18 protein-coding genes, 1 pseudogene and 2 riboswitches are annotated in these 20,938 nt (G+C 74.6%); of the genes and pseudogenes, 9 read left to right on the forward strand and 10 right to left on the reverse strand.

The window, feature by feature from the left end; genetic code table 11:
- Positions 1-46: 46 nt before the first annotated feature.
- Positions 47-161: riboswitch (cobalamin riboswitch) on the reverse strand.
- 34 nt (positions 162-195) lie between these two features.
- The 3 genes from cbiE to O9K63_RS01745 all read left to right on the forward strand — a co-directional run bounded on the left by cbiE (position 196) and on the right by O9K63_RS01745 (position 2,824).
- Complete coding sequence (cbiE, locus tag O9K63_RS01735) at positions 196-1,419, forward strand: precorrin-6y C5,15-methyltransferase (decarboxylating) subunit CbiE (RefSeq protein ID WP_277240079.1); 1,224 nt, start codon at positions 196-198, stop codon at positions 1,417-1,419.
- Complete coding sequence (gene cobM / locus O9K63_RS01740; protein ID WP_277240080.1) at positions 1,416-2,189, forward strand: precorrin-4 C(11)-methyltransferase; 774 nt, start codon at positions 1,416-1,418, stop codon at positions 2,187-2,189. Before cbiE ends, cobM begins: the two co-directional genes overlap by 4 nt.
- A gap of 77 nt (positions 2,190-2,266) precedes the next feature.
- Positions 2,267-2,824: an acyl-CoA thioesterase gene (locus tag O9K63_RS01745; RefSeq protein WP_277240081.1), complete on the forward strand. Its 558-nt coding sequence runs from the start codon at positions 2,267-2,269 to the stop codon at positions 2,822-2,824.
- A 27-nt stretch (positions 2,825-2,851) separates the two neighbouring features.
- Here the strand turns inward: O9K63_RS01745 and O9K63_RS01750 are convergent, their stop codons facing one another.
- The 8 genes from O9K63_RS01750 to O9K63_RS01785 are packed head-to-tail and all read right to left on the reverse strand — an operon-like array spanning position 2,852 to position 11,067.
- Positions 2,852-3,904, reverse strand: coding sequence for an NAD(P)/FAD-dependent oxidoreductase (locus O9K63_RS01750; protein WP_277240082.1), 1,053 nt, complete (start codon positions 3,902-3,904; stop codon positions 2,852-2,854).
- The gene (locus O9K63_RS01755; protein WP_431190343.1) at positions 3,897-4,436 is read right to left on the reverse strand and encodes an isoprenylcysteine carboxyl methyltransferase family protein; all 540 of its coding nucleotides are present in this window, start codon (positions 4,434-4,436) and stop codon (positions 3,897-3,899) included. The genes O9K63_RS01750 and O9K63_RS01755 overlap by 8 nt, the downstream gene beginning before the upstream one ends.
- Positions 4,433-5,521: a type III polyketide synthase gene (locus O9K63_RS01760; protein WP_277240083.1), complete on the reverse strand. Its 1,089-nt coding sequence runs from the start codon at positions 5,519-5,521 to the stop codon at positions 4,433-4,435. The genes O9K63_RS01755 and O9K63_RS01760 overlap by 4 nt, the downstream gene beginning before the upstream one ends.
- Position 5,522: 1 nt before the next feature.
- The gene (locus O9K63_RS01765) at positions 5,523-6,695 is read right to left on the reverse strand and encodes a geranylgeranyl reductase family protein (RefSeq protein ID WP_277240084.1); all 1,173 of its coding nucleotides are present in this window, start codon (positions 6,693-6,695) and stop codon (positions 5,523-5,525) included.
- Entirely contained in the window at positions 6,692-7,546 is an 855-nt protein-coding gene (locus tag O9K63_RS01770; protein ID WP_277240085.1) for a UbiA family prenyltransferase, read from the reverse strand. The genes O9K63_RS01765 and O9K63_RS01770 overlap by 4 nt, the downstream gene beginning before the upstream one ends.
- Before the next feature lie 49 nt (positions 7,547-7,595).
- A complete protein-coding gene (locus tag O9K63_RS01775) occupies positions 7,596-9,218 on the reverse strand; it encodes a precorrin-2 C(20)-methyltransferase (RefSeq protein ID WP_277240086.1) in 1,623 nt (540 codons plus the stop codon).
- Positions 9,215-9,883, reverse strand: coding sequence for a precorrin-8X methylmutase (locus tag O9K63_RS01780; RefSeq protein ID WP_277240087.1), 669 nt, complete (start codon positions 9,881-9,883; stop codon positions 9,215-9,217). Before O9K63_RS01780 ends, O9K63_RS01775 begins: the two co-directional genes overlap by 4 nt.
- Positions 9,880-11,067 carry a cobalamin biosynthesis protein CobG gene (locus tag O9K63_RS01785; protein ID WP_277240088.1) on the reverse strand — a complete coding sequence of 396 codons (1,188 nt, stop codon included), beginning with the start codon at positions 11,065-11,067 and terminating at the stop codon, positions 9,880-9,882. The genes O9K63_RS01780 and O9K63_RS01785 overlap by 4 nt, the downstream gene beginning before the upstream one ends.
- 94 nt (positions 11,068-11,161) lie before the next feature.
- On the opposite strand from O9K63_RS01785, the gene O9K63_RS01790 reads away from it, so the two are divergent.
- The 5 genes and pseudogenes from O9K63_RS01790 (at position 11,162) to arr (ending at position 17,962) form a co-directional block, all read left to right on the forward strand.
- Entirely contained in the window at positions 11,162-11,380 is a 219-nt protein-coding gene (locus tag O9K63_RS01790; RefSeq protein ID WP_277240089.1) for a hypothetical protein, read from the forward strand.
- Positions 11,381-11,402: 22 nt separating this feature from the next.
- A riboswitch (cobalamin riboswitch) is annotated at positions 11,403-11,465 on the forward strand.
- Positions 11,466-11,545: 80 nt separating this feature from the next.
- On the forward strand, positions 11,546-15,220 hold the full coding sequence (gene cobN, locus O9K63_RS01795; protein ID WP_277240090.1) for a cobaltochelatase subunit CobN: 3,675 nt from the start codon (positions 11,546-11,548) through the stop codon (positions 15,218-15,220).
- A 2-nt stretch (positions 15,221-15,222) separates the two neighbouring features.
- A complete protein-coding gene (gene bluB / locus O9K63_RS01800; RefSeq protein ID WP_277240091.1) occupies positions 15,223-16,974 on the forward strand; it encodes a 5,6-dimethylbenzimidazole synthase in 1,752 nt (583 codons plus the stop codon).
- Between the two features lie 67 nt (positions 16,975-17,041).
- Positions 17,042-17,539 (forward strand): annotated as a pseudogene (locus O9K63_RS16840) (alpha/beta fold hydrolase); the annotation flags it as partial.
- The gene (gene arr / locus O9K63_RS16845; RefSeq protein ID WP_431190377.1) at positions 17,522-17,962 is read left to right on the forward strand and encodes an NAD(+)--rifampin ADP-ribosyltransferase; all 441 of its coding nucleotides are present in this window, start codon (positions 17,522-17,524) and stop codon (positions 17,960-17,962) included. The pseudogene O9K63_RS16840 and the gene arr, both read left to right, overlap by 18 nt.
- Here arr and cobF read toward each other — a convergent pair.
- Positions 17,952-18,785 (reverse strand): precorrin-6A synthase (deacetylating), encoded by an 834-nt coding sequence (gene cobF / locus O9K63_RS01815; RefSeq protein ID WP_277240092.1) that lies wholly within the window; start codon positions 18,783-18,785, stop codon positions 17,952-17,954. The two genes, arr and cobF, sit on opposite strands and share 11 nt — an antisense overlap.
- The gene (locus tag O9K63_RS01820; protein WP_277240093.1) at positions 18,782-20,290 is read right to left on the reverse strand and encodes a cobyric acid synthase; all 1,509 of its coding nucleotides are present in this window, start codon (positions 20,288-20,290) and stop codon (positions 18,782-18,784) included. Before O9K63_RS01820 ends, cobF begins: the two co-directional genes overlap by 4 nt.
- 38 nt (positions 20,291-20,328) lie before the next feature.
- Here O9K63_RS01820 and O9K63_RS01825 point away from each other — a divergent pair, with 38 nt between their 5' ends.
- Positions 20,329-20,931, forward strand: a complete 603-nt coding sequence (locus O9K63_RS01825; protein WP_277240094.1) for a histidine phosphatase family protein — start codon at positions 20,329-20,331, stop codon at positions 20,929-20,931.
- The last annotated feature ends 7 nt before the right edge of the window (positions 20,932-20,938 follow it).

Raw genomic sequence — 20,938 nt, forward strand, 5'->3', positions numbered from 1 at the left:
TCCTGGCGAGTGTCCACGCTCGCCGTACGACGTCGCCGGGGCGGGCTCGCTCCGACGAGCGCAGACCGATGTCCTGGCTTGGCCCAACGGGGCCTTCACAGTGGCGGGACCGCTCCGGATTCGCACCGGATTCCTCGGTTGGCTGCGCCGGGCGACAGCATGCCACAGGTGGTCGTGGGCCTATGGTTGGCCTCCGTGATCGACGTCGTGGGTATCGGTGATGACGGCTGGGTCGGCCTGGACGACGGGCGGCGCCGCCTCGTCCGCGACGCCGCCACCGTCCTGGGTGGCCGGCGTCATCTCGACCTCGTGGCCGGGCACACCGCCCCCGGGACCGGTCTCGTGGCCTGGCCCAGCCCCCTTCGCCCGGCGCTGCCGTGGCTGCTCGAGTCGGCCGAGCGAGCCGGTGCCGTCGTCGTGCTCGCCAGCGGGGACCCCCTTCGCTCCGGGATCGGGACGACGCTGATCGACCTGCTCGGAGCCGACCGGGTGCGCATCCACCCGGCGGTCTCCTCGGACGTCCTCGCCCGGGCCCGGCAGGGCTGGTCCGCGGAGGAGACGACGGTCGTGACGACCGTCGGCCGGGACCTGCGGTCGGTGCTGCCGCACCTGGCCCCGGGAGCGCGGCTCGTCGTGCTCTGCTCGGACGGCGCGGACTCGGCCAACCTCGGTGTGCTGCTGGCCGAGCACGGCTGGGGCGCAACGCAACTCACCGCACGCTGGCACCTGGGCGGCCCGGGTGAAGGTGCGCTCGCCGCCCGCGCGGACGCCTTCACGGACACGACCGCGGACCTCGTCGTGTGCTGCCTCGACGTGCGCGCCGACGACCCGGGTGCGGGGACGACCGCCGGGGCCATGCCGGGGCGGGTGGAGGACTTCGTCGAGCACGACGGGCAGGTGACGAAGCGGGACGTGCGCGCCAGCGCCCTGGCGCGCCTGCGACCCACCCCCGGCGCGCACCTGTGGGACCTCGGCGCCGGCAACGGGACCATCGCCCTGGAGTGGTGCCTGGGCGCCGACCGGGCCACCGCCACCTGCGTCGAGAAGGACGGCGTCCGCGCCGAGCGGATCACCGCCAACGCCCGCGCCCTCGGCCTCGCCGGACGGGTGCACGTCATCCACGACGACACCGCGACGGCCGACCTGGGCGCGCTCACGCGGCCGGACGCGGTCTTCGTCGGCGGGGGACTGGCCGAGCCGGTGCTCGAGAGGGCCTGGTCCTCCCTTCGTCCCGGGGGTCGGCTCGTCGCGCACGCGGTGACCCTCGACGGGGAGGCCGCGCTGCTCGCCCTCCACGGGCGCACCGGCGGGGACCTCACCCGCCTGACCGTCGAGCGGGCAGTCCCGCTCGGCACCCACCTGTCGTGGACCCCGGCTCGTGCCGTCGTCCAGCTCGCCGTCGTCCGAGGAGACGCATGACCGTCCACTTCATCGGCGCCGGCCCCGGTGCCGCCGACCTGCTCACCGTCCGCGCCACGCGGCTGCTCGCCGCGAGCCCGGTGTGCCTCTACGCAGGTACCTACCTCGATGCCGCCGTCCTCGAGCACTGTCCCGAGGGGGTCCGCCTCGTCGACACCCAGCACCTCGACCTCGACCGGATCATCGCCGAGATGGCTTCCGCCCACGAGGGCGGCGAGGACGTCGCCCGGCTGTGCTCCGGCGACCCGTCCGTGTACTCGGCGATCGCCGAGCAGACACGACGTCTCGATGCGCGGGGCATCCCGTGGGACATCACCCCGGGCATCGCCGCCTACGCCGCGACCGCCGCGCGCCTGGGCCGCGAGCTGACCGTTCCCGAGGTCGCCCAGTCGGTCGTGCTCACCCGCGCCCAGCGTGACTCGACGACGATGCCGACGGGGGAGTCGCTCGAGGCCTTCGCCGCGACGGGCGCCACGCTCGTGCTGCACCTGGCGGTCCGGCGGGTGCGCGAGCTCGCCGGGCGCCTCGTCGAGCACTACGGCGCGGACTGCCCGGTCGCCGTGGCCTACCGCGTCGAGCAGCCCGAGGAGATCGTCCTGCGCGGCACTCTCGCCGACATCGCCGACCGGGTCGAGGCCCACGACCTCCGGCAGGCGGCGGTCATCGTCGTCGGCCGGGCGCTGCGGGCCGAGGACTTCGTCGAGTCGCACCTGTACTCGTGCCACCGGGTCGAGGGGCTGTCCGGTGGGCGGGGTCCCGGACGCCGCTGAGAGCGCGTGCGGACACGCACGCGGATCGAGTTACCCTTCAGTAGCACCCGTTTTTCTGCACCTGTCGAAGGATCATCGTGAACCGTGCCCCGCGCGTCCTCTGGACCGTCCTGACCGCCCGCCGTCGTGGCCGGGTCGCCACCGGTGAGGTGGCCGTGCTCCCGCTGCGGGTGCTGCCCAACGACATCGACCTCGCCGGGCACATGAACAACGGCGTCTACTTCACGATGGCCGACCTCGGTCGCATCGACCTGGCGATCCGGTCCGGATGGATCCGCGCCCAGCTGCGCCACCGCGTCGCACCCGTGGTGATGCAGGAGACGATGACCTTCCGCACCTCGCTGCAGCCCTTGCAGGCCTTTCAGCTGCACACCCACCTCGCCGGGTGGGACCGGATCAGCGTCTTCTACGAGCAGCGGTTCGTCGCCGACGGGCAGGTCGCGGCGCAGGCGCTGGTGCGCACGCGGTTCCTGCAGCGCGGCAAGGGTGTCGACCCGCAGCGACTGTGGCAGCTGCTGGGCATCGACCCGCCACCCTCGCAGGTCCCCGGCTGGGCGAAGGGGTGGGGAGACGGGACCCGCCTGCCGTCACCGCGCGCGGACGCCCCCGCGGGTCCGCCACCCTTCTGGACCTGAGGTCCCGATCGACGGTCGCGTCCGGCCTCACCGCGCCGCCCGGGCCGGTCGGGCCGTCCGGGCCGGTCGGGCGAGCTGGTTGACCGCCGCGTCGAAGACGGCGGGCACCCCGGCTGCGGCACCGACGATCCCACGACGGATCGGTGGCACGGCGGTGGCCAGGACCAGCCCCCCGGTGAGCAGGTCGTGACGTCGGCGCAGCCGGCGCCAGTCGCCCTCGTAGCGCTCTGGTCGCTCCTCCGCGAGGGCGGCCACCGCCGCGTGCGCCTGCGCCATCCCCAACGCGATGCCCTCGCCGGTGAGCGCGTCCACGTAGCCTGCGGCGTCGCCGACCAGGAGCACCCGACCCGCGACCCGCGCCCGGGACCGCTGCCGCAGGGGGCCGGCGCCCCGGGTCCGTGACGTGGCCCGTCCGGCGATGCGCCTGCCCAGGAGTGGGAACTGCGCGAGCAGCTCGGGCATCGGTCGTGGTCCTGAGGTGAGCACGGCCACGCCGACGAGGTCCTCGGCCACCGGGGTGACGTAGGCCTCGCCGGCGCCGGACCAGTGCACCTCGACGTAGGAGGTCCATGGCGCGACCTCGACGTGGCAGCGCAAGCCGTAGCGCCGATGGCGCGCCGGAGACCGGCCCAGTCCCAGCAGCCGGCGCACCGGCGAGTGCAGCCCGTCGGCCGCGACGAGGTAGCGGGTCGGCTCCCCGTCGACGACGAGGTGGTCGCCGCGGTCGAGGACCTCGCGCACCGGCCGGTGGTCGACCTCGATCGCGGCCTCGGCGGCACGGGCCCGCAGGGCGCCGTGCAGCACGGTGCGTCGCACCCCCAGCCCGGGCCCGTGGCGGAAGTCCGCCTGCGCCGTCCGTGCCCCGTCGAGGTATCGCACGCCGAGGACCGGGTGGCCGTGGGGGAGGACGCCCAGGTCGTCCAGGGCGGCCACCGCGCCGGGCATCAGACCTTCGCCGCAGGCCTTGTCGATGTCACCGCTCCGCGGCTCGCGGACCGCGACGTCCAGCCCGGCCCGGGCGGCGTACAGCGCCGCGGCGAGTCCGATCGGGCCGCCCCCGGCCACCAGCAGGTCACGCATCGGCGGTCCCGGGCTCGGGCAGCGACGCGAGGGCGGCGTCCTCCACCCGCAGCCGCACGGCCAGCAGGCCGGCGTTGAGGACGGTGAACGTGACCGCGGTGATCCACGCGGCGTGCACCATCGGCAGCGCGATGCCCTCGACGACCACCGCCACGTAGTTGGGGTGGGCGAGGAGGCGGTAGGGGCCGGTCCGGACCGCAGGGAGGTCGGGCACCACGATGACCCGGGTGTTCCACCGGGGGCCGAGGGTGAGGATGCACCACCAGCGCAGCGCCTGGGAGGCCGCGACCAGCGCCAGCATCGACCACGCGAGGACCGATGGCACCTCCGGGCGGCGCACGAAGGCCTCCACCAGCATGGCCACGAGGAAGCCGGAGTGCAATACCACCATCACCGGGTAGTGCCCGCGGCCGTACTCGCGCCCACCGCGCGCGAGGCTCCACGCGGCGTTGCGCCGGGAGACCACGAGCTCGGCCAGCCGCTCGAGGGCGACGAGCCCGACCAGGACGACGAAGGGGGTCAGCCCGGTCACGGCGCACCGCCGTCCCCGGTGGCGCGCAGCAGTACTAGCTCGGAGCAGAACCCCGGTCCCAGTGCCATGAGCATCCCGAGGCTGCCCGGCGCGGGAGGCCGCTCCCGCAGGGTGTCGGCGAGCACGTGCAGCACCGAGGCGGAGGAGAGGTTGCCGATGTCGGCCAGCGACTCCCGCGTCAGGGCGAGGTCGTGGTCGCTCAGGTCGAGGGCGTCGCGAAGCGCGTCGATGACCTTCGGCCCACCGGGGTGGCAGACCCACCACCCGATGTCCGCCCGCGACAGGCCGTGGTCGGCGAGGAAGCCGTCGACGTCCTCGCCGATGTAGCGTCCGACGATCGCGGGTACCTGGGCGTCGAGCACGATCCGCAGCCCGTGGTGACTGACGTCGAAGCCCATGGTGCGCTCGGAGTCGGGGTAGAGGCGGCTGCGGCTGTCCAGGACCTCGACGGGGCCCTCGGACCCCGGCCCCTCGTCGCCGCCCCGGGCCACCACGGCCGCGGCGCCGTCGCCGAAGAGGCCGCTGGCGACGAGGTTGGGCATCGAGGTGTCGTCGCGCTGCACGGTCAGCGAGCAGAGCTCGACCGTGACCAGCGCTGCGACCCGACCGGGGTGGCCGCCGAGGTAGTCGTGCAGGCGGGCGAGGCCGGCGGCCCCGGCGACGCACCCGAGTCCGACCATCGGGACCCGTCGCAGGTCGGGCCGCAGCCCGAGCACGGCCGCGATGCGTGCATCCAGTGACGGGATGGCCAGGCCGGTCACGGTCGCGCAGACCAGCAGGTCCAGGTCCTCCCGGCGCAGGCCGGCGGTCTCCAGCGCATCGGACAGCGCCCGGGCGCCGAGGGCGACGGCGTGCTCGAGGAAGAGGTCGTTGGCCTGGCCGAAGTCCTCGAGCTCGCCGTAACGGGTGATGGGCAGCACCAGGTTGCGGTGCTCCACGCCGGCGTTGGCGTGCAGCCGCCGCAGCACCCGCTGGTCGACCTCCCCGCGGGCGATGACCTCGGCGAAGGCGTCGGTGATCTCCGCCTGGCTGTGGCGGTGGGGCGGTAGTGCCCCTCGGACGGAGAGCACCTCGGTGGTCGACATGTCAGCCTCTCATCGGGGTCAGCTGGTTGCGGATCAGGCCGGCGCCCAGCGAGGCGACCAGGCGGGGCGTCAGCCGGCCGTCCCCGAGCCCGAGCTCGACCAGGTCGTCGAAGGTGTGCTGGTCCCTGCCCGCGGCGGTGATCCCGGCCTCGACGACCTGCGGGTGGCGGGTCAGCCGTCCGGCGAGCCAGGTGTGCCGCAGGTGGTGCTCGAGCAGGGCGCGGACCGCGGCTCGGTGGCGGGCCCCGGCGGCGACCGCTGCGTGGTCGGCGACGCAGGTCATGGCGGTGCGGCCCGCGACGGCACCCGTGGCCACCGCGTAGTAGATGCCTTCGCCGGTCATCGGGTTGACCAGGCCGGCGGCGTCGCCGGCGTAGAGGACGGGTCCGTCGGGCTGCTCGGTCCGCCACCCCCAGCCCGAGAGCGGCAGGTGGTGGCCGCGCCACCGCTCGGCCTGCGGGACGGTCCCCGGCAGCAGCTGCTCGAGCTGGTCGAGCAGCACGCCGCGCGAGGGCTGCCGTGGGCCACCGAGCAGCTCCCCGTAGCCCACGTTGGAGATCCCGTCGCCGCGGTCGAAGGCCCACGCGTAGGACGGCTGGGACCGCCCTTCGCCGTACCGGATCAGCTGGCGCCCGGCCCGCCCGGGCGGGGTCGGTGCATAGCCGCGGATCGCGATGGCCTCCCGTACGCGCCGGGGACCGGCCAGTGCGGTGCGGACCGCCGAGCGCGCACCGTCGGCGGCCACGACGACCCGGGCCCGGAAGCGTCCGTCGAGCACGACGGCACCGTCCTCGACCCGGACATCGCGGACGCGGTGCTGCACCAGCCGCGCGCCCGCGGCCACCGCGTGGTCGACGAGCCGGGCGTCGAAGACCTCGCGCGGGACCACCCGGACCGGCCGCGCCATCTGTCCCTCGACGGTGCGCCGACCCCGCGAGAGCTCCAGCCGCTGCAGGGGACGCCAGCCGTCCACGACGTCGTCGGCACCGAGGGGAGCGAGGACGTCGAGCACGTGCGGGGCGATCCCGTCCCCGCAGCTCTTGTCGCGGGGGAAGCGTGTCCGGTCCAGCAGCAGCACGCGTGCGGTGGGCTGCTGGGCCAACGCCGCCAGGGCCGCGGTCGAGCCGGCGGGTCCGGCGCCGACGACGGCGAGGTCCCAGGTCTCCTCGTTCATCCGGCCGCCACCACCAGCAGCAGCACGTCCAGCACCGCGATGCCGATCGCTGCCCGGAAGGGGACCCGACCACGGGCGACCAGCGCGAGCCCCGCGAGGGCGACGACCGCGACGAGCACGAGCGCCACGACCGGCCGGGGCACCTGCCCGGCGCCCACGGCGACCACCACCGATGCGGTGGTCAGGGCGGCGACGGCCAGGACCGACGCGGCCCGGGCACCGATCCGGTGCGGCAGGCCGCGGACACCGGTCGCCTCGTCGTCCGCGAGGTCCGGCAGCGTGTTCAGCAGGTGCGCGCCGACGCCGAGGAGCGCCCCGGCGGCGACGATCCACCAGGGCGGCGGCCCGGAGCCCGGGTCGGCGAGGGTGACGAAGACCGGGAGCCCCCCGAAGGCGAGGGCGTAGGGCAACCACGACCACACCGTGGCCTTGATGCCCAGGTTGTAGGCCCAGCCCGCGGCCACGCACCCCAGGTGCACGGCCCCGGCCACGAGGCCGCAGGCCAGGGACAGGACCACGGTCGCCGCGATCGCTCCCGCGCACGCGAACCGCGCGACCGGGAGCGGCAGCTCGCCGGTTGCCAGGGGCTTGTCGGTCCGACCGACGGCACGGTCGCGGCGGGCGTCGAGCAGGTCGTTGCCCCACCCGATCGACAACTGTCCGGCGAGGACCGCGGCCGTCACGAGCGCGGCCCGCCCGGGAGCGAGGCCGGTCGACACGGCGAAGGCCGCCGCCAGCAGGGTCACCGCCAGTGCCGGGCCCGGGTGCGCGGCGCCGAGCAGCGTCGACCGGACGCGCGGGGACGTGGACGGAGGGCCGGTCCCGAGCAGGCTGCGGGATTCACTGCTCACCGGCGGCTCCTTCGGATCGGTGTCGCGGACCGCGTCCGCAGCCCGGGTCCTACCCGCGGGAGGGGCGGGCATGCGATGACACGTCCGCGGGTCCGGTCCGGGACGGGTTGTCCACCCCAACCCTGCTCCCCAGCGAGCGCGGCGTCCAGACCCGTCCGTCGGCGGTGACCCGCGTGGTCGAGGCGCCGACGACGACGAGGCACCCCATGTCGACGGCGGCGACGTCGAGCCCACCGAGCGTGGTGACGACGACGGACTCCTCGTCGCGGCCCACGTGGCGGGCGACGACGACCACCCGCTCGGGGCCGACCGCCGCGACGAGCAGGTCCCGCGCGGCACCGAGGGTGTCCGGGCGGGAGCGCGACCGCGGGTTGTACAGCGCGACCGCGACGTCCCGTGAGACGAGGGCGGTGAGCCGGTCGGCGAGCACCTCCCACGGCTTGAGGTTGTCGCTGAGGTTGACCAGGGCGTGGTCGCCGCCGAGGACGGCGCCGACCAGCGCGCTCGCGGCGTGCGCGGCGGTCACGCCGGGTACCACTCGTACAGGGACGTCTGCATACGCGGCGTCGTCGTGCAGGGCGCTCTCCCGGGACTCGAAGATCGCCGTCGCCATCCCGAAGACCCCTGCATCACCCCCGGAGACGACGGCGACGTCGTCCCCGGCCCGGGCCAGGTCGAGCGCGAGCCGGCCGCGGTCGGTCTCCACGCCGTTGCCCGATGCGTGCCGCGTCAGCCCCTCTCGTTGCGGCACCCGGGCGACGTAGGGGCCGTAGCCGACGACGTGGTCGACCGCGGCGAGGACCTCGCTCGCCTCGGGGGTGAGCCAGCGGTCCGGCCCGGGGCCGAGACCGACGACGTGCACGGTGCCGGGGGACGAAGGGGGCGTGAGGTCGCCCTCGTCGGTGGTCGCGGTCAGCCGTGCGAAGTCGGCCGCCCGGCCCGCCGCGTCGTCGCGCAGCCCTTCCCCCGGGACGACGACGAGCGACATGTAGGGCACCCGTCCCTCGTCCACCTCGGCGGCGGGCAGGACGACCTCCCCCGTGCCGGAGGCTCGCTCGACGTAGACGGCACGCTCGAGCACGCCGGCCCGGCGCAGCGCCTCGCGCACGCCGGCGAAGGTGCGGCCGAGCTTCATGATGATCGCCGCATCGGTGTCGGCGAGCCGTCGGGCCAGCTCGGTGACGGGCAGCGTGCCGGGCAGGACGGTCAGGGTGTCCTCGTGGCGGCACAGCCCGGTGGCGACGGCCGCCGTGGCCGCCGACAGCGAGGTGATGCCCGGGACCACCTCGGTGGGGTAGCGGGGGCTGAGCCGGTCGTGGACGTACATGAAGGACCCGAAGAACAGCGGGTCCCCGACGGCGAGGACCACGACCGTGCGCCCCGCTGCCAGGTGCGCCTCGAGACGGTCGGAGCACTCGTCGTAGAAGTCGGCCAGCGCGCCGTAGTAGCCGCGCGGGTGGTCGGTGAAGCCGGTCGTCACCGGGTAGCGCAGCTCCTCCTCGACGACACCCTCGGGGATGAGGTCGGCGGCGATGGACCGGGCCATCGACTGCTTGCCGGTGCCCGCGTGGTAGGCGACGACGTCGGCCCCGGCGATGAGCCGCGCGGCCTTGAGGGTGATCAGCTCGGGGTCGCCGGGGCCGACGCCGACACCGTAGAAGTGCGCGCTCATGCCAGCTCGTCCGGGTTCGCGAGGGCGTTGAGCGCGGCGGCGGCCATCGCCGACCCGCCGCGTCGGCCGTGCACGACGAGCCAGGGCACGGGGCCGCCGGGCAGCTCGTGCCCGGCCAGGGCGACCTTCGACTCGGCCGACCCGACGAAGCCGACCGGCATCCCGATGATCGCGGCCGGGCGCGGCGCCCCGTCGTGGAGCATCTCGAGCAGGTGGAACAGGGCGGTCGGCGCGTTGCCGATGGCCACGACCGCGCCCTCGAGCCGGTCCGCCCACAGGGACACGGCCGCAGCGGCGCGGGTGGTCTCCCACTCTCGGGCCAGGTCCGGCACGGAGCCGTCGCGCAGGGTGCAGACCACCTCGTTGTCCGCGGGCAGCCGCCGTCGGGTCACCCCCGAGGCGAGCATGTGGCTGTCGGTGAGGATCGGCGCCCCGGCGGCCAGCGCCGCGTGCGCGGCGTCGGCGACGCCGGGGTGGGCGGCGACGTCGCGGGTGATCGCGACGTCACCGGCGGCGTGGATGATCCGCACCGCGGCGCCGTGCAGGCTCGGTGGCAGCGCGGACAGGTCGGCCTCGTCGCGGATCGTCGCGAAGGAGCGGCGGTAGATCTCCTGGCCGTCGGTGACGTAGTCGTAGCGCCGCGGGGGCTGGATGAGCACGTTCATCGGTCCTTCTCGGGTCGTGGGGAGCGTTGTGCGGCAACGATGTCCGCAGTGGTCGACGGGTTCAGGGAGATGTTGTGCGGGCGAGCGGGGTGGCCGCAGGAGCGGTCGCACCCGATGACGTGCACGGGTGGTCCGTCGACGTCGACGAAGGGGGCCGCCTCCCGCGCGATCCGGCGCGTCCGCGTCGTCGTGCGGCCGCACGAGGGTGCCCCGGCGCAGGCGGTCAGGACCGTCCAGGGGGAGTCGGCGGTCGTCGCGAACCCCGCGGCCGCGAGGTCGTCCGCGTGCGCGGCGCCCCCGGGCACGACGACCGACCGCCACGGGGTGGTGCGCAGGGTGGTTTCGAGGCTCGGCCGCGGGCGGCCTCGCACCTCAACCACCGATGCACGTCGGCTGAGGTGCGAGGAGCTCTGCGACGAGCCTCGAAGCCCGGAGAGCACCTCGGCCATCTCCGGAGTGAGCACCCCCAGCGGCACGAGGGCGACGAGGTCGTCACCGTGGACTCCCGGTGCCGGTGGCCCACCGGGAGCGGGCGCGAAGGGGGTGCCCCCCGGCAACAGGTCGGCCCGGTCCGCCGCGGGCAGGTCCCGCACGTTCCACGTGCGCTCGTCGGTACGCCTCGCGAGGAAGCGCCGGGCCGCCTCGAGAGCGCAGCCGACGGCATCACCACGGGCGACCACGACGCCCCTGCCGTCGACGACGACGCGAGCGGACCCCCCTTCGTCCACGATCGCCAGGTCCCACGGCTCGGCCAGGACCGGCCCGTCCGGCTCGGCGACGGCCATCAGGAACCGCCCGGGCAGTCCTGCGAGGTCCGGGTCGGCGAGCAGTCCCGCGTCGAGGTCGGCGACGAGGTCGTCCAGCACGCCCGCCGGGTCCGCGACGATGTTGCGCGCCTTGTCGTGGGCGCCGGACGGGACGAGCCCGAGGTCGTCGACGGCGGCGACGAGCCCGCGGGGGAGCGGGTCCGCCAGGCCGCGCAGCTGGACGCTCCCGCGGGAGGTGAGGGTGATGTCCGGGTCACCGAATCGCGTTGCGAGGGAGGAGATCTCGCCCAGCGTCGCGGCCTTGATCCGACCACCGGGGAAGCGCAGCCGGACCATGGCGCCGTCCGCGGAGACGAAGGGCGCCAGCAGTCCCGGGCAGCGGTCGGCGCCGTCCCGGGAGGGCGAAGGGGTGGACACGGGGTCGCAGCATACGCAGGGTCCGGCAGTGCGGTCCTTGTCCTCCGTGTCGGTCGCGGCTCTAATGGGGGGGAGACCGTGCCGGGAGGGCCGCATGCTGGATGTCCTGACAGCCGTACTGATCCTCACGCTCGTCGGCGTCTGGCTGGCCGCCTTGGGCCGCTCGACCATGCCGCGTGCCGAGCGGCTGCCGCTGGGCGCGTGGCGGGTCCCCGAGGTCGTCGCGAACATCGCCATCGGCTACCGGCAGCTGGTGGCGGTCCACGAGCGCATGAGGTGGACGGCCGGCAGGCGCGACCACCCGGGTGGGTAGGCTGCGCTCGGCAGATCCAGACGGAACCCGGTGCGAACCCGGGACGGTCCCGCCACTGTGAGCGATTGATTCGCGAGTCAGACACGTCGGATCCGCTGGCCCGGGCACACGGCGCGGGTCCCTTTCGACCGCGGGGCGCGGAACCCCGCTCAAGGAGCGCACGACGTGCCCACCGTTGCCCTGCTGTCCACGTCCGACACCGACCTGCTCAGCGCCCGGACCGCCACCGACTCCGGTGCCGACTTCGTCGTCGGCAACCCGGCCCGCCTGGACGAGGAGCAGATCGCCGAGCGCGTCTCCGGCGCCGACATCGTCGTCGTGCGCTACCTCGGCTCCCCGCAAGGACTGTGGGAGGGCTTCGCCGACCTGCGCACGGCCGCCGCCCCCCTCGTCGTCCTCGGCGGCACCCAGGAGCCGGACGCCGCGCTCATGGAGCTGTCGACCGTGCCACCCGGCACCGCCGCGGAGGCCCACCGCTACCTCGCCGAGGGCGGTCCGGCGAACCTCACCCAGCTGCACGCCTTCCTCGGTGACACCCTGCTGCTCACCGGCGAGGTCTTCGACGCCCCGAGGGCCCTGCCGACCTGGGGTGTCCTCGAGCGGGAGGCACCCGCCCCCCTTCCCGACGGGGCCGTGCGCCCCCGCGTCGGTGTGCTCATCTACCGGGCCCAGTACGCGGCCGGCAACACCGCCTACGCGCACGCCCTCGCCGACGCGATCGACGCCGCCGGCGGCCACGGCGAGGTCATCCACGCCGCGTCCCTGCGCGACGCCCCGGAGGGGCTGCTCGCCCACCTCGCCACCCTCGACGCGATGGTCACCACCGTGCTCGCCGCCGGCGGCACCAGGCCCGCCACCGCCGGCGCCGGGGAGGACGACGAGGCCTGGGACGTCGAGGCGCTCGCCGCCCTGGACATCCCGATCCTGCAGGGGCTGTGCCTGACCTGGGGCCGTGCCGACTGGGCCGACTCCGACGACGGGATGAGCCCGCTCGACGTCGCCACCCAGGTCGCCGTCCCCGAGTTCGACGGCCGGCTGATCACCGTCGCCTTCTCGTTCAAGGAGTTCGACGAGGAGGGCCTGCCGCACTATGCCGCCGACCCCGAGCGCGCCGCCCGCGTCGCCGGCATCGCGGTGGGCCACGCGCGGCTGCGATCCACCCCGCCGGCGCAGCGCCGGGTCGCGGTCGTCCTCTCCGCGTACCCGACGAAGCACTCCCGCCTGGGCAACGCCGTCGGCCTCGACACCCCGGTCTCGACGGTCCGCCTGCTGCGCGCGATGCGCGAGGCCGGCTACGACCTCGGGGAGGGCTGCGTCGGGATGGACCCGCTGCCCGAGGTCGACGGCGAGGCGCCCGACACCACGTGCGGCAACGCCCTGGTCCACGAGCTCATCGCCGCCGGCGGGCAGGACGAGGAGTGGCTCACCCAGGAGCAGGTCGAGGGCGCGCAGGTGCGCATCCCCGCCGACCGGTACCGCGAGTGGTTCGACCGCCTCCCGGACGAGCTGCGCGGGGCGATGACCGAGCACTGGGGCGAGGCGCCGGGCGAGGTCTTCGTCGACACCACCCGGGACGCGAAGGGGGAGATCGTCACCGCAGCCCTCGTGCGGGGCAATGTCGCGCTGCTCGTGCAGCCGCCGCGCGGCTTCGGGGAGAACCCGATCGCGATCTACCACGACCCCGACCTGCCGCCGACGCACCACTACCTGGCGACCTACCGCTGGATCGAGGAGGAGTTCGGCGCGCACGCGATCGTCCACGTCGGCAAGCACGGCAACCTCGAGTGGCTCTCCGGCAAGAACCTCGCGATGTCCGCCGCCTGCGGCACCGACGCCGCGCTGGGCAACGTGCCGCTGATCTACCCCTTCCTCGTCAACGACCCCGGCGAGGGCACCCAGGCCAAGCGCCGCGCCCACGCGACGATCGTCGACCACCTCATCCCGCCGATGGCCCGCGCCGAGTCCTACGGCGACATCGCGCGCCTGGAGCAGCTGCTCGACGAGTACGGGAACGTCACCGCCATGGACCCGGCCAAGGCGCCGGCCCTGCGCGGTGAGATCTGGCAGCTGATCCACGCCGCGCAGATGCACGTCGACCTCGGCCTGACGGACGTCGACCTCGACGACGCGGAGGGCTTCGACGAGCTCGTCATGCACGTCGACGGCTGGCTCTGCGAGATCAAGGACGTCCAGATCCGCGACGGTCTGCACGTCCTCGGTCAGGCGCCCGAGGGGGAGGAGCTGGTCAACCTCGTGCTCGCCGTCCTGCGCGCCGCCCAGGTCTTCTCCGGGCAGGTCGGGTCCGTGCCCGGCCTGCGCGCCGCGCTCGGGCTCGGCGAGGACGCCTCGGCCACCGAGACCGACGCGGTCGAAGGGAGGGCCCGTCGCCTCGTCGAGGGGCTCGCCGCACGCGACTGGTCGGCCGGCTCCGCGAGCGCCGTCGTCGCAGAGGCGGAGCCGGACCTCGATCCCGGCCGGGTCGACGAGGTCACCCGCGTCCTCGAGTTCGCCGCCACCCAGGTCGTGCCTCGCCTCGCGGCGACCGACCGGGAGCTCGACGTCGTCCTGCACGCCCTCGACGGCGGGTACGTGCCCGCGGGGCCGAGCGGGTCCCCCCTTCGCGGCCTGGTCAACGTCCTGCCCACCGGCCGCAACTTCTACTCCGTCGACCCCAAGGCGATCCCCTCGCGGCTGGCCTACCAGACCGGCACGGCGATGGCGGACTCGCTGCTCGAGCGCTACCGCGAGGAGACCGGTGGGCTGCCGCGCTCGGTCGGCCTGTCGATGTGGGGCACCTCGGCCATGCGCACCTCCGGGGACGACATCGGCGAGGTGCTCGCGCTGCTCGGCGTCACCCCGGTGTGGGACGAGCAGTCCCGTCGCGTGACCGGGCTCGAGCCGATCCCGCTCGCCGAGCTCGCTCGTCCCCGCGTCGACGTCACGGTGCGCATCTCCGGGTTCTTCCGCGACGCCTTTCCGCACGTCATCGCACTCATCGACGACGCCGTCGCCCTCGTCGCCGGGCTCGACGAGAGCGCCGAGGACAACCACGTGCGCGCCCACGCGGCGGCCGACCTCGCCGAGCACGGGGACGAGCGGCGTTCGCGCACAAGGATCTTCGGCTCCAAGCCCGGTAGCTACGGCGCCGGCATCCTCCAGGTCGTCGAGTCCGGCAGCTGGCGCAGCGACGAGGACCTCGCGCAGGTCTACACGCAGTGGGGCGGCTACGCCTACGGCCGCGACCTCGACGGGGCGCCCGCCGCCGAGGACATGGAGCGCACCTACCGACGCATCCAGGTCGCGGCGAAGAACGTCGACAACCGCGAGTCCGACATCCTCGACTCCGACGACTACTTCCAGTACCACGGCGGCATGGTCGCCACCGTGCGCGCGCTGACGGGCGCCGAGCCGAAGGCCTACGTCGGCGACTCCACCTCGCCGGACGCCGTGCGGACCCGCACCCTGCAGGAGGAGACCAACCGCGTCTTCCGCTCCCGCGTGGTCAACCCGCGGTGGGTCTCGGCGATGCAGCGGCACGGCTACAAGGGCGCCTTCGAGCTGGCGGCGACCGTGGACTACCTCTTCGGCTTCGACGCCACCGCCGGCGTCGTCCACGACTGGATGTACGACCGGATCGCGCGTGACTACGTCCTCGACGGGGCCAACCAGGAGTTCATGCGCCGGGCCAACCCGTGGGCGCTGCGCGGCATCGTCGAGAAGCTCACCGAGGCCGCCGACCGGGGCCTGTGGGAGGAGCCCGATACTGAGGTCGTGCAGCGGATGCAGCAGGTGTACCTGGACGTCGAGGGTGATCTGGAAGACGCAGCGGACGGAGACTGACGATGACCGACGAAGGGGGCGCCCCCCGGTACGCGCGGCCCGTCCCCACCGTCGGGGACGTGAGCAGCGCCGCGCAGCGGCGGGAGGACCCTGCCGGCTGGGCGATGGGGGAGACGGTGACCGAGGCGCTCGCCGCGGTGGTCGCCGGGCGGCGGGACATCCGCCGCTACCGACCGGACGCCGTGCCGGAGGACCTGCTCACCGCCGTCCTCGAGGCCGGTCACCGCGCCCCCAGCGTCGGCCACTCCCAGCCGTGGCGGTTCATCGTCGTCACCGACCCCGCCACCCGTGACCGGGCCGCGGCGATGGCCGACCGGGCCCGTCTGCAGCAGGCCGAGCACCTGGCCTCCGAGCGCGCAGCCCGCATGCTCGACCTCAAGCTCGAGGGCCTGCGCGAGGCCCCGGTCGGGGTCGTCGTCGCGTGCGACCGGCGGACACCCGCGAGCGGTGTCCTCGGCCGGGCGACCTTCCCCGACGCGGACCTGTGGTCGTGCGCCACCGCGATCGAGAACATGTGGCTCACGGCCCGCGCGCACGGCTTGGGCATGGGCTGGGTGACGCTCTTCGACCCCGACGAGCTCGCCGACCTGCTCGGCCTGCCCGAGGGCGTCGTCACCCTCGGCTGGTTGTGCCTGGGCTGGCCGGACGAGCGGCCGCCCTCGCCCGGGCTGGAGCGGGCGGCCTGGTCGCGGAGGACACCGCTCGACGAGGTCGTCATCCGCGACCGGTGGCCCGCGGACGAGGGCGCGCCGCGGCAACCCGTCTCGCACCTGCGGGCCCCCGCGGGGGAGCGCCTGGTCTCGGCCACCGACGCCGCCGACGAGCTGCTCTCGCCGCCGGAGTCGCTGGGTGTCCTCGACCGGGCGCTCAACCGGGCGGTCGCCGTGGGCGCGGAGGGCGTCACCGGCGGCACGCTCGTGCTCGCCGGGGCGGACCACCCCGTGACCGACCTCGGGGTCAGTGCCTTCCCCGCCTCGTCGACGGGCGACGTGCTCACCGCGAGCGTCGCGGGTACCTCCCTCGGTGCCGCCACGGCGGCGGGCGCCGGTCTCGCCGTCGTCCCGGTCGACGCGGGCGTGGCCACCCCGGTCGCGGGCGCCCGGGACGCGCGCCCGTCCGGCCCGCGGGGTGACCTCGCCACGACCGACGCGATGACCGTCGCGGACGTCGAGGCCCTCGTCGCGGCCGGTCGGGAGGTCGGCGCCGAGGCAGCGGCCTCCGGCCTCGTCTGCCTCGGCGAGGTCGGTGTCGGCAACACGACGGTCGCGGCCGCACTCGCCTGCGCCCTGCTCGACCTCGAGCCCCAGGACGCCGTCGGCCTCGGCTCCGGCTCCGACGCAGCGATGGTCGCGCGTAAGCGCGAGGTCGTCGCGTCCGCGCTCGCCCGGACGAAGGGGGAGGCCGGGCCGCCCAGCCCCCTTCGCCTCCTCGCCACCGTCGGTGGCCCGGAGATCGCGCTGCTCACCGGGGTCACCCTCGGTGCCGCCGCGGCGGGTGCGCTCGTCGTCCTCGACGGCCTTGCTGCCTCGCTGCCCGGGGTCATCGCCGCGCGTCTGGAGCCGGGGGTGCAGGGCTACCTCCTCGCCGGGCAGGTCAGTCGCGAGCGGGCCCACGCCCTCGTGCTGCGCGAGCTCGGTCTGGAGCCCCTGCTCGACCTGCGGCTGCGGGCCGGCGAGGGCGTCGGCGCCTGTCTCGCCGCCTCGATGCTCCTGCAGGGGCTGGCGGTGCGCCGCGTCGCCGCCCGGACCCGCTGAGACACGTCTCCCGCACGGGTGACCGACCCGTGGCACCTTCCGCCTGCGCGCCGGTAGATTCGGCGCGATGACGGTTCTCTTCCTGCACGGTGCCGGCGGCTCCGAGGACGACCAGGTGATGGTCGATGCCCTGCGGGCGGGGCTCGACGAGGAGGTGCTCGCCCCCGACCTCGACGAGGGCGAGACGACCCACGAGGCCTGGTCGCAGCAGATCGCCGAGCACCTGGGCGCCGACGTCGACGTGGTCGTGGGCCACTCCTTCGGCGGCTCGACGGTGCTCAGGATGCTCACCGAGCGCGACCTCGGGATCCGTCGCCTCATCCTCCTCGCCACCCCCGACTGGGGACCGGACGGCTGGGACGTGCCCGAGCTCGCCCTGCCCCACGACACCGCCGACCGGCTCCCGGCGGGTGTCGAGATCGAGCTGCACCACTGCCTCGACGACGAGGTGGTGCCCGTCGAGCACCTGTACCTGCTCGCCGCGCGGTTGCCCGATGCCCTGGTGAGGTACCGCCACCACGGCGGCCACCAGTTCCTCGCGCCCGCGATCGACGCGATCGTCCGGCGTGTGCTCGGCACCCGCGAGGTCGAGGACACCGGTCCCTTCTTCCACGGCACCCGGGCCCACCTCCAGGTCGGCGACCTGCTGGAGCCGGGGCGTGACTCCAACTACGGCGTGCGTCAGCGGGCCAACTTCATCTACCTCACCGCGACCCGGGACGCCGCGGTCTGGGGCGCGGAGCTGGCCCTCGGCGAGGGGCCTCCTCGCCTGTACGAGGTGCAACCCACCGGCGTGATCGAGGACGACCCCAACCTCACCGACCAGCGGTTCCCGGGCAACCCCACGCGCTCCTACCGCACGCGTGAGCCGCTGCGCGTCGTGGGTGAGGTCACCGACTGGGAGCCGCACCCACCCGAGGCCGTGCAGCGGATGCGCGACGGGGTCGCCGACCTGTCCCGCCGCGGCATCGAGGCGATCAACGACTGAGCCCAGCTCGGGCCGGCGTGAGCGCGTAGACGTCCATCACCCAGCCGTGCTCCTCGCGCAGCCGGGCACGCAGGTCGACGATCTCGTCGATGACGTCGGCCAGGCGCCCGGAGCGCAGCTCCTGCTGGGGCATGCCGACGTAGGCGCCCCAGTGGATGACCGTGTCCGGGTGGGTGTGGGCGATCTCGCGGCAGTGGAGGTGCCCGTCGAGCATGACGACCACCGTGCCGAGCGCGAGCCCGGCGGACTCCGCACGGGTCCACTCGTCGACGAGCCGGCGCCCGGTCGTGACGTGGACGGGTTCGCCGACGCGGTGCAGCACGATCCCGTGCGCGGCGGCGAGGGTCTGGAAGGCGGAGATCCCCGGGATGACCCGGACCGTGGTGGGGAGGCGCTCGCCGATCGCGTCGACGACGCGGATCGTGCTGTCGTAGAAGGCCGGGTCCCCCCACACGAGGAACCCGACGACGGCGTCCGACGGCAGCTCCTCGATGATCCGCACGTAGGCGTCGGTGCGTGCGGCGTGCCAGTCGCGCACTCCCTGCGCGTATGCGCCGGAGTCGCGCTCGGCGTCGGGGCCGCGCCTCGGGTCCGGCACGGTGACGAACTCGTACGCGTGGTCGGCCGGCACGAAGCGGTCGCAGATCGCGCGCCGCACGGCCACCAGCTCGTCCTTCGCGTCGCCCTTGTCGGCGACGAGGAAGACGTCGACCTCGGCCAGCGCCTCGGCGGCCTCGGCGGTCACGTGACCGGGCGACCCGGCGCCGATGCCGATGACCCGGATCGATCGAACGCTGCCCGGGCGGGCCGTTGGATTCTTCACGGGGTCTCCCCGACCATGGCCAGGAGGGCGTCGACGTCGACGTGCGCCTCCAGGGCGTTGGCGAGGGTGTCGACCATCCGCTCCCGGCGTGCGGCGAAGGGGGTCCCCCCGGCGGGTGCGCGCCAGCCCGACCCGGTCGTGGTCGCCACGTCGGTCAGGAGGGCGTGCCGGAAGTCGTCGCACTCCAGCGTGCCGTGCCAGATCGACCCGCGCACCGGTCCGACCGCGTGCCCGCCCGGGAAGTCCTCGCCGCCGGTCGGGGTCACGACGCCGTGGTGGATCTCGTAGCCCTCGACAGGGTGTCCGTGCCAGCCTCCGGACGGTCGCGCGAGGACCTTCTCCTCGCGGAAGTCGACCCGTCCGGGGAGCAACCCCAGACCGGGCACCGCTGCGGGGGAGGGGTGCTCGCCCCCCTTCGAGGCCCCTTCGTCGCGCCTCAGGACACCGCCTTCGCCCTCCACGCCGTCGACGATCTCGTCGGCGAGCATCTGGTAGCCGCCGCAGATGCCCAGGACCGGCGCACCGCGCCGCGCGCGCTCGACGACTACGTCGGCGAGGCCCGAGCGCCGCAGCCAGGCCAGGTCCGAGACCGTCGCCCGCGAGCCGGGGAGCACGAGCAGGTCGGCCTCCCGGGCGGTGTCGACGTCCCGTGTCACCCGCACGTCCACGCCCGGCTCCGCGGCCAGGGCGTCGACGTCGGTGGCGTTGGATGTGCGCGGCAGCCGGACCACCGCGACCGTGAGGTGCTGGTCGGCCGTCCCACCGACGTCGCCGTCCCCCCACGCGCCGACCGAGAGGCCGTCCTCGGAGTCCAGCCACACGTCCTCCAGCCATGGCAGCACCCCGAGCGAGGGCATCCCCGTGCGGCGGGTGATCTCCGCCAGCCCGGGCTCGAGCACCGAGGCGTCCCCGCGGAACTTGTTGATGACGTACGCCGCCAGCAGCGGCCGGTCCTCGTCGGACACCAGCGCCCACGTCCCGTACAGCGCCGCGAGCACCCCACCGCGGTCGATGTCACCGACGAGCACTGTCGGCATCGAGAAGCTTTGCGCCAGACCGAGGTTGACGTAGTCGCCGGCACGCAGGTTGATCTCCGCGGGGGAGCCCGCGCCCTCGCAGACGACGACGTCGTGGTCGGCGGACAGCTCCTCGTACGCGGCGAAGGCGGCGTCGGCGAGGTGCTGCCGGCCCGTGGTGTACTCACCGGCCCGCAGCTGCCCGGCGGGTCGACCGCGCACGACGACGTGGGCGCGCCGGTCGCTGCCGGGCTTGAGCAGGACCGGGTTCATCGCCGACGTCGCCTCGACGCCGGCCGCCTGCGCCTGGAGGTACTGCGCCCGACCGATCTCGGAGCCGTCGCGGCAGACCATCGAGTGGTTCGACATGTTCTGGGCCTTGTACGGCGCGACCGACAGGCCGCGCCGGGCGAGGACTCGGCACAGGCCGGTGACGACGAGGGACTTCCCCGCATCGGAGGAGGTTCCGGTGATCAGCAGTCCGCTCACGAGCCGCCACTCTACGAGCGCGGGCTAGCGTGGACCCCGTGAGCCCCACCCGTGTGCACCTGATCCGTCATGGGGAGTCCACCTGGAACCGTGACGGGATCATCCAGGGTGCCCACCGGGGGTCCGGGGAGGCGGTCCTCACCGAGGTGGGACGCACCGATGCCGCCCGGGCCGGACTGGCACTGGCCGCCCTCCTCGGGGCGCCGGGCGGGCACCGCTCGCTCTCCCTGTGGAGCAGCGACCTGCTGCGCGCGCTGCAGACCGCCGAGATCATCTCCGTGGCGCTGCGCCCGGGCGGCTGGAGCGCCTCCGTGCGCAACGAGGCCGGCCTGCGGGAGCAGGCCCTCGGCGACCTGGAGGGGGAGCGCGCCGACACGCTCCGGGCGCAGGAGGTTCCCGAGGGGCAGCACATCAGCGAGGTCCGCTGGGGCGGTGGCGAGTCGATGCGCGACGTCCACGACCGGGTCGGGGAGTGGTTCGCCCCCGCCCTCATCGAGCAGCCCGAGCACCTCGTCGTCATCAGCCACGAGCACACGATCCGGGCCGCGCTCGCCTGGCTGCGGCAGCGATCGTGGCGCGACATCGACTGGGACGAGCCGATCGGGCCCGGCACGATCACGACCTTCGACGTCATCGACTGACCCCACC

Source organism: Janibacter cremeus (genome assembly GCF_029395675.1).
Taxonomy (GTDB): domain Bacteria; phylum Actinomycetota; class Actinomycetes; order Actinomycetales; family Dermatophilaceae; genus Janibacter; species Janibacter cremeus_A.

What these genes read in the sequence shown, in the direction of transcription:
- cobM (WP_277240080.1), top strand. Translation starts at nt 1,416, where the DNA reads ATGACCGTCCACTTCATCGGCGCCGGCCCCGGTGCCGCCGACCTGCTC.
- O9K63_RS01750 (WP_277240082.1), bottom strand. Translation starts at nt 3,904, where the DNA reads ATGCGTGACCTGCTGGTGGCCGGGGGCGGCCCGATCGGACTCGCCGCG.
- O9K63_RS01760 (WP_277240083.1), bottom strand. Translation starts at nt 5,521, where the DNA reads ATGTCGACCACCGAGGTGCTCTCCGTCCGAGGGGCACTACCGCCCCAC.
- O9K63_RS01765 (WP_277240084.1), bottom strand. Translation starts at nt 6,695, where the DNA reads ATGAACGAGGAGACCTGGGACCTCGCCGTCGTCGGCGCCGGACCCGCC.
- O9K63_RS01775 (WP_277240086.1), bottom strand. Translation starts at nt 9,218, where the DNA reads ATGAGCGCGCACTTCTACGGTGTCGGCGTCGGCCCCGGCGACCCCGAG.
- O9K63_RS01780 (WP_277240087.1), bottom strand. Translation starts at nt 9,883, where the DNA reads ATGAACGTGCTCATCCAGCCCCCGCGGCGCTACGACTACGTCACCGAC.
- O9K63_RS01790 (WP_277240089.1), top strand. Translation starts at nt 11,162, where the DNA reads ATGCTGGATGTCCTGACAGCCGTACTGATCCTCACGCTCGTCGGCGTC.
- bluB (WP_277240091.1), top strand. Translation starts at nt 15,223, where the DNA reads ATGACCGACGAAGGGGGCGCCCCCCGGTACGCGCGGCCCGTCCCCACC.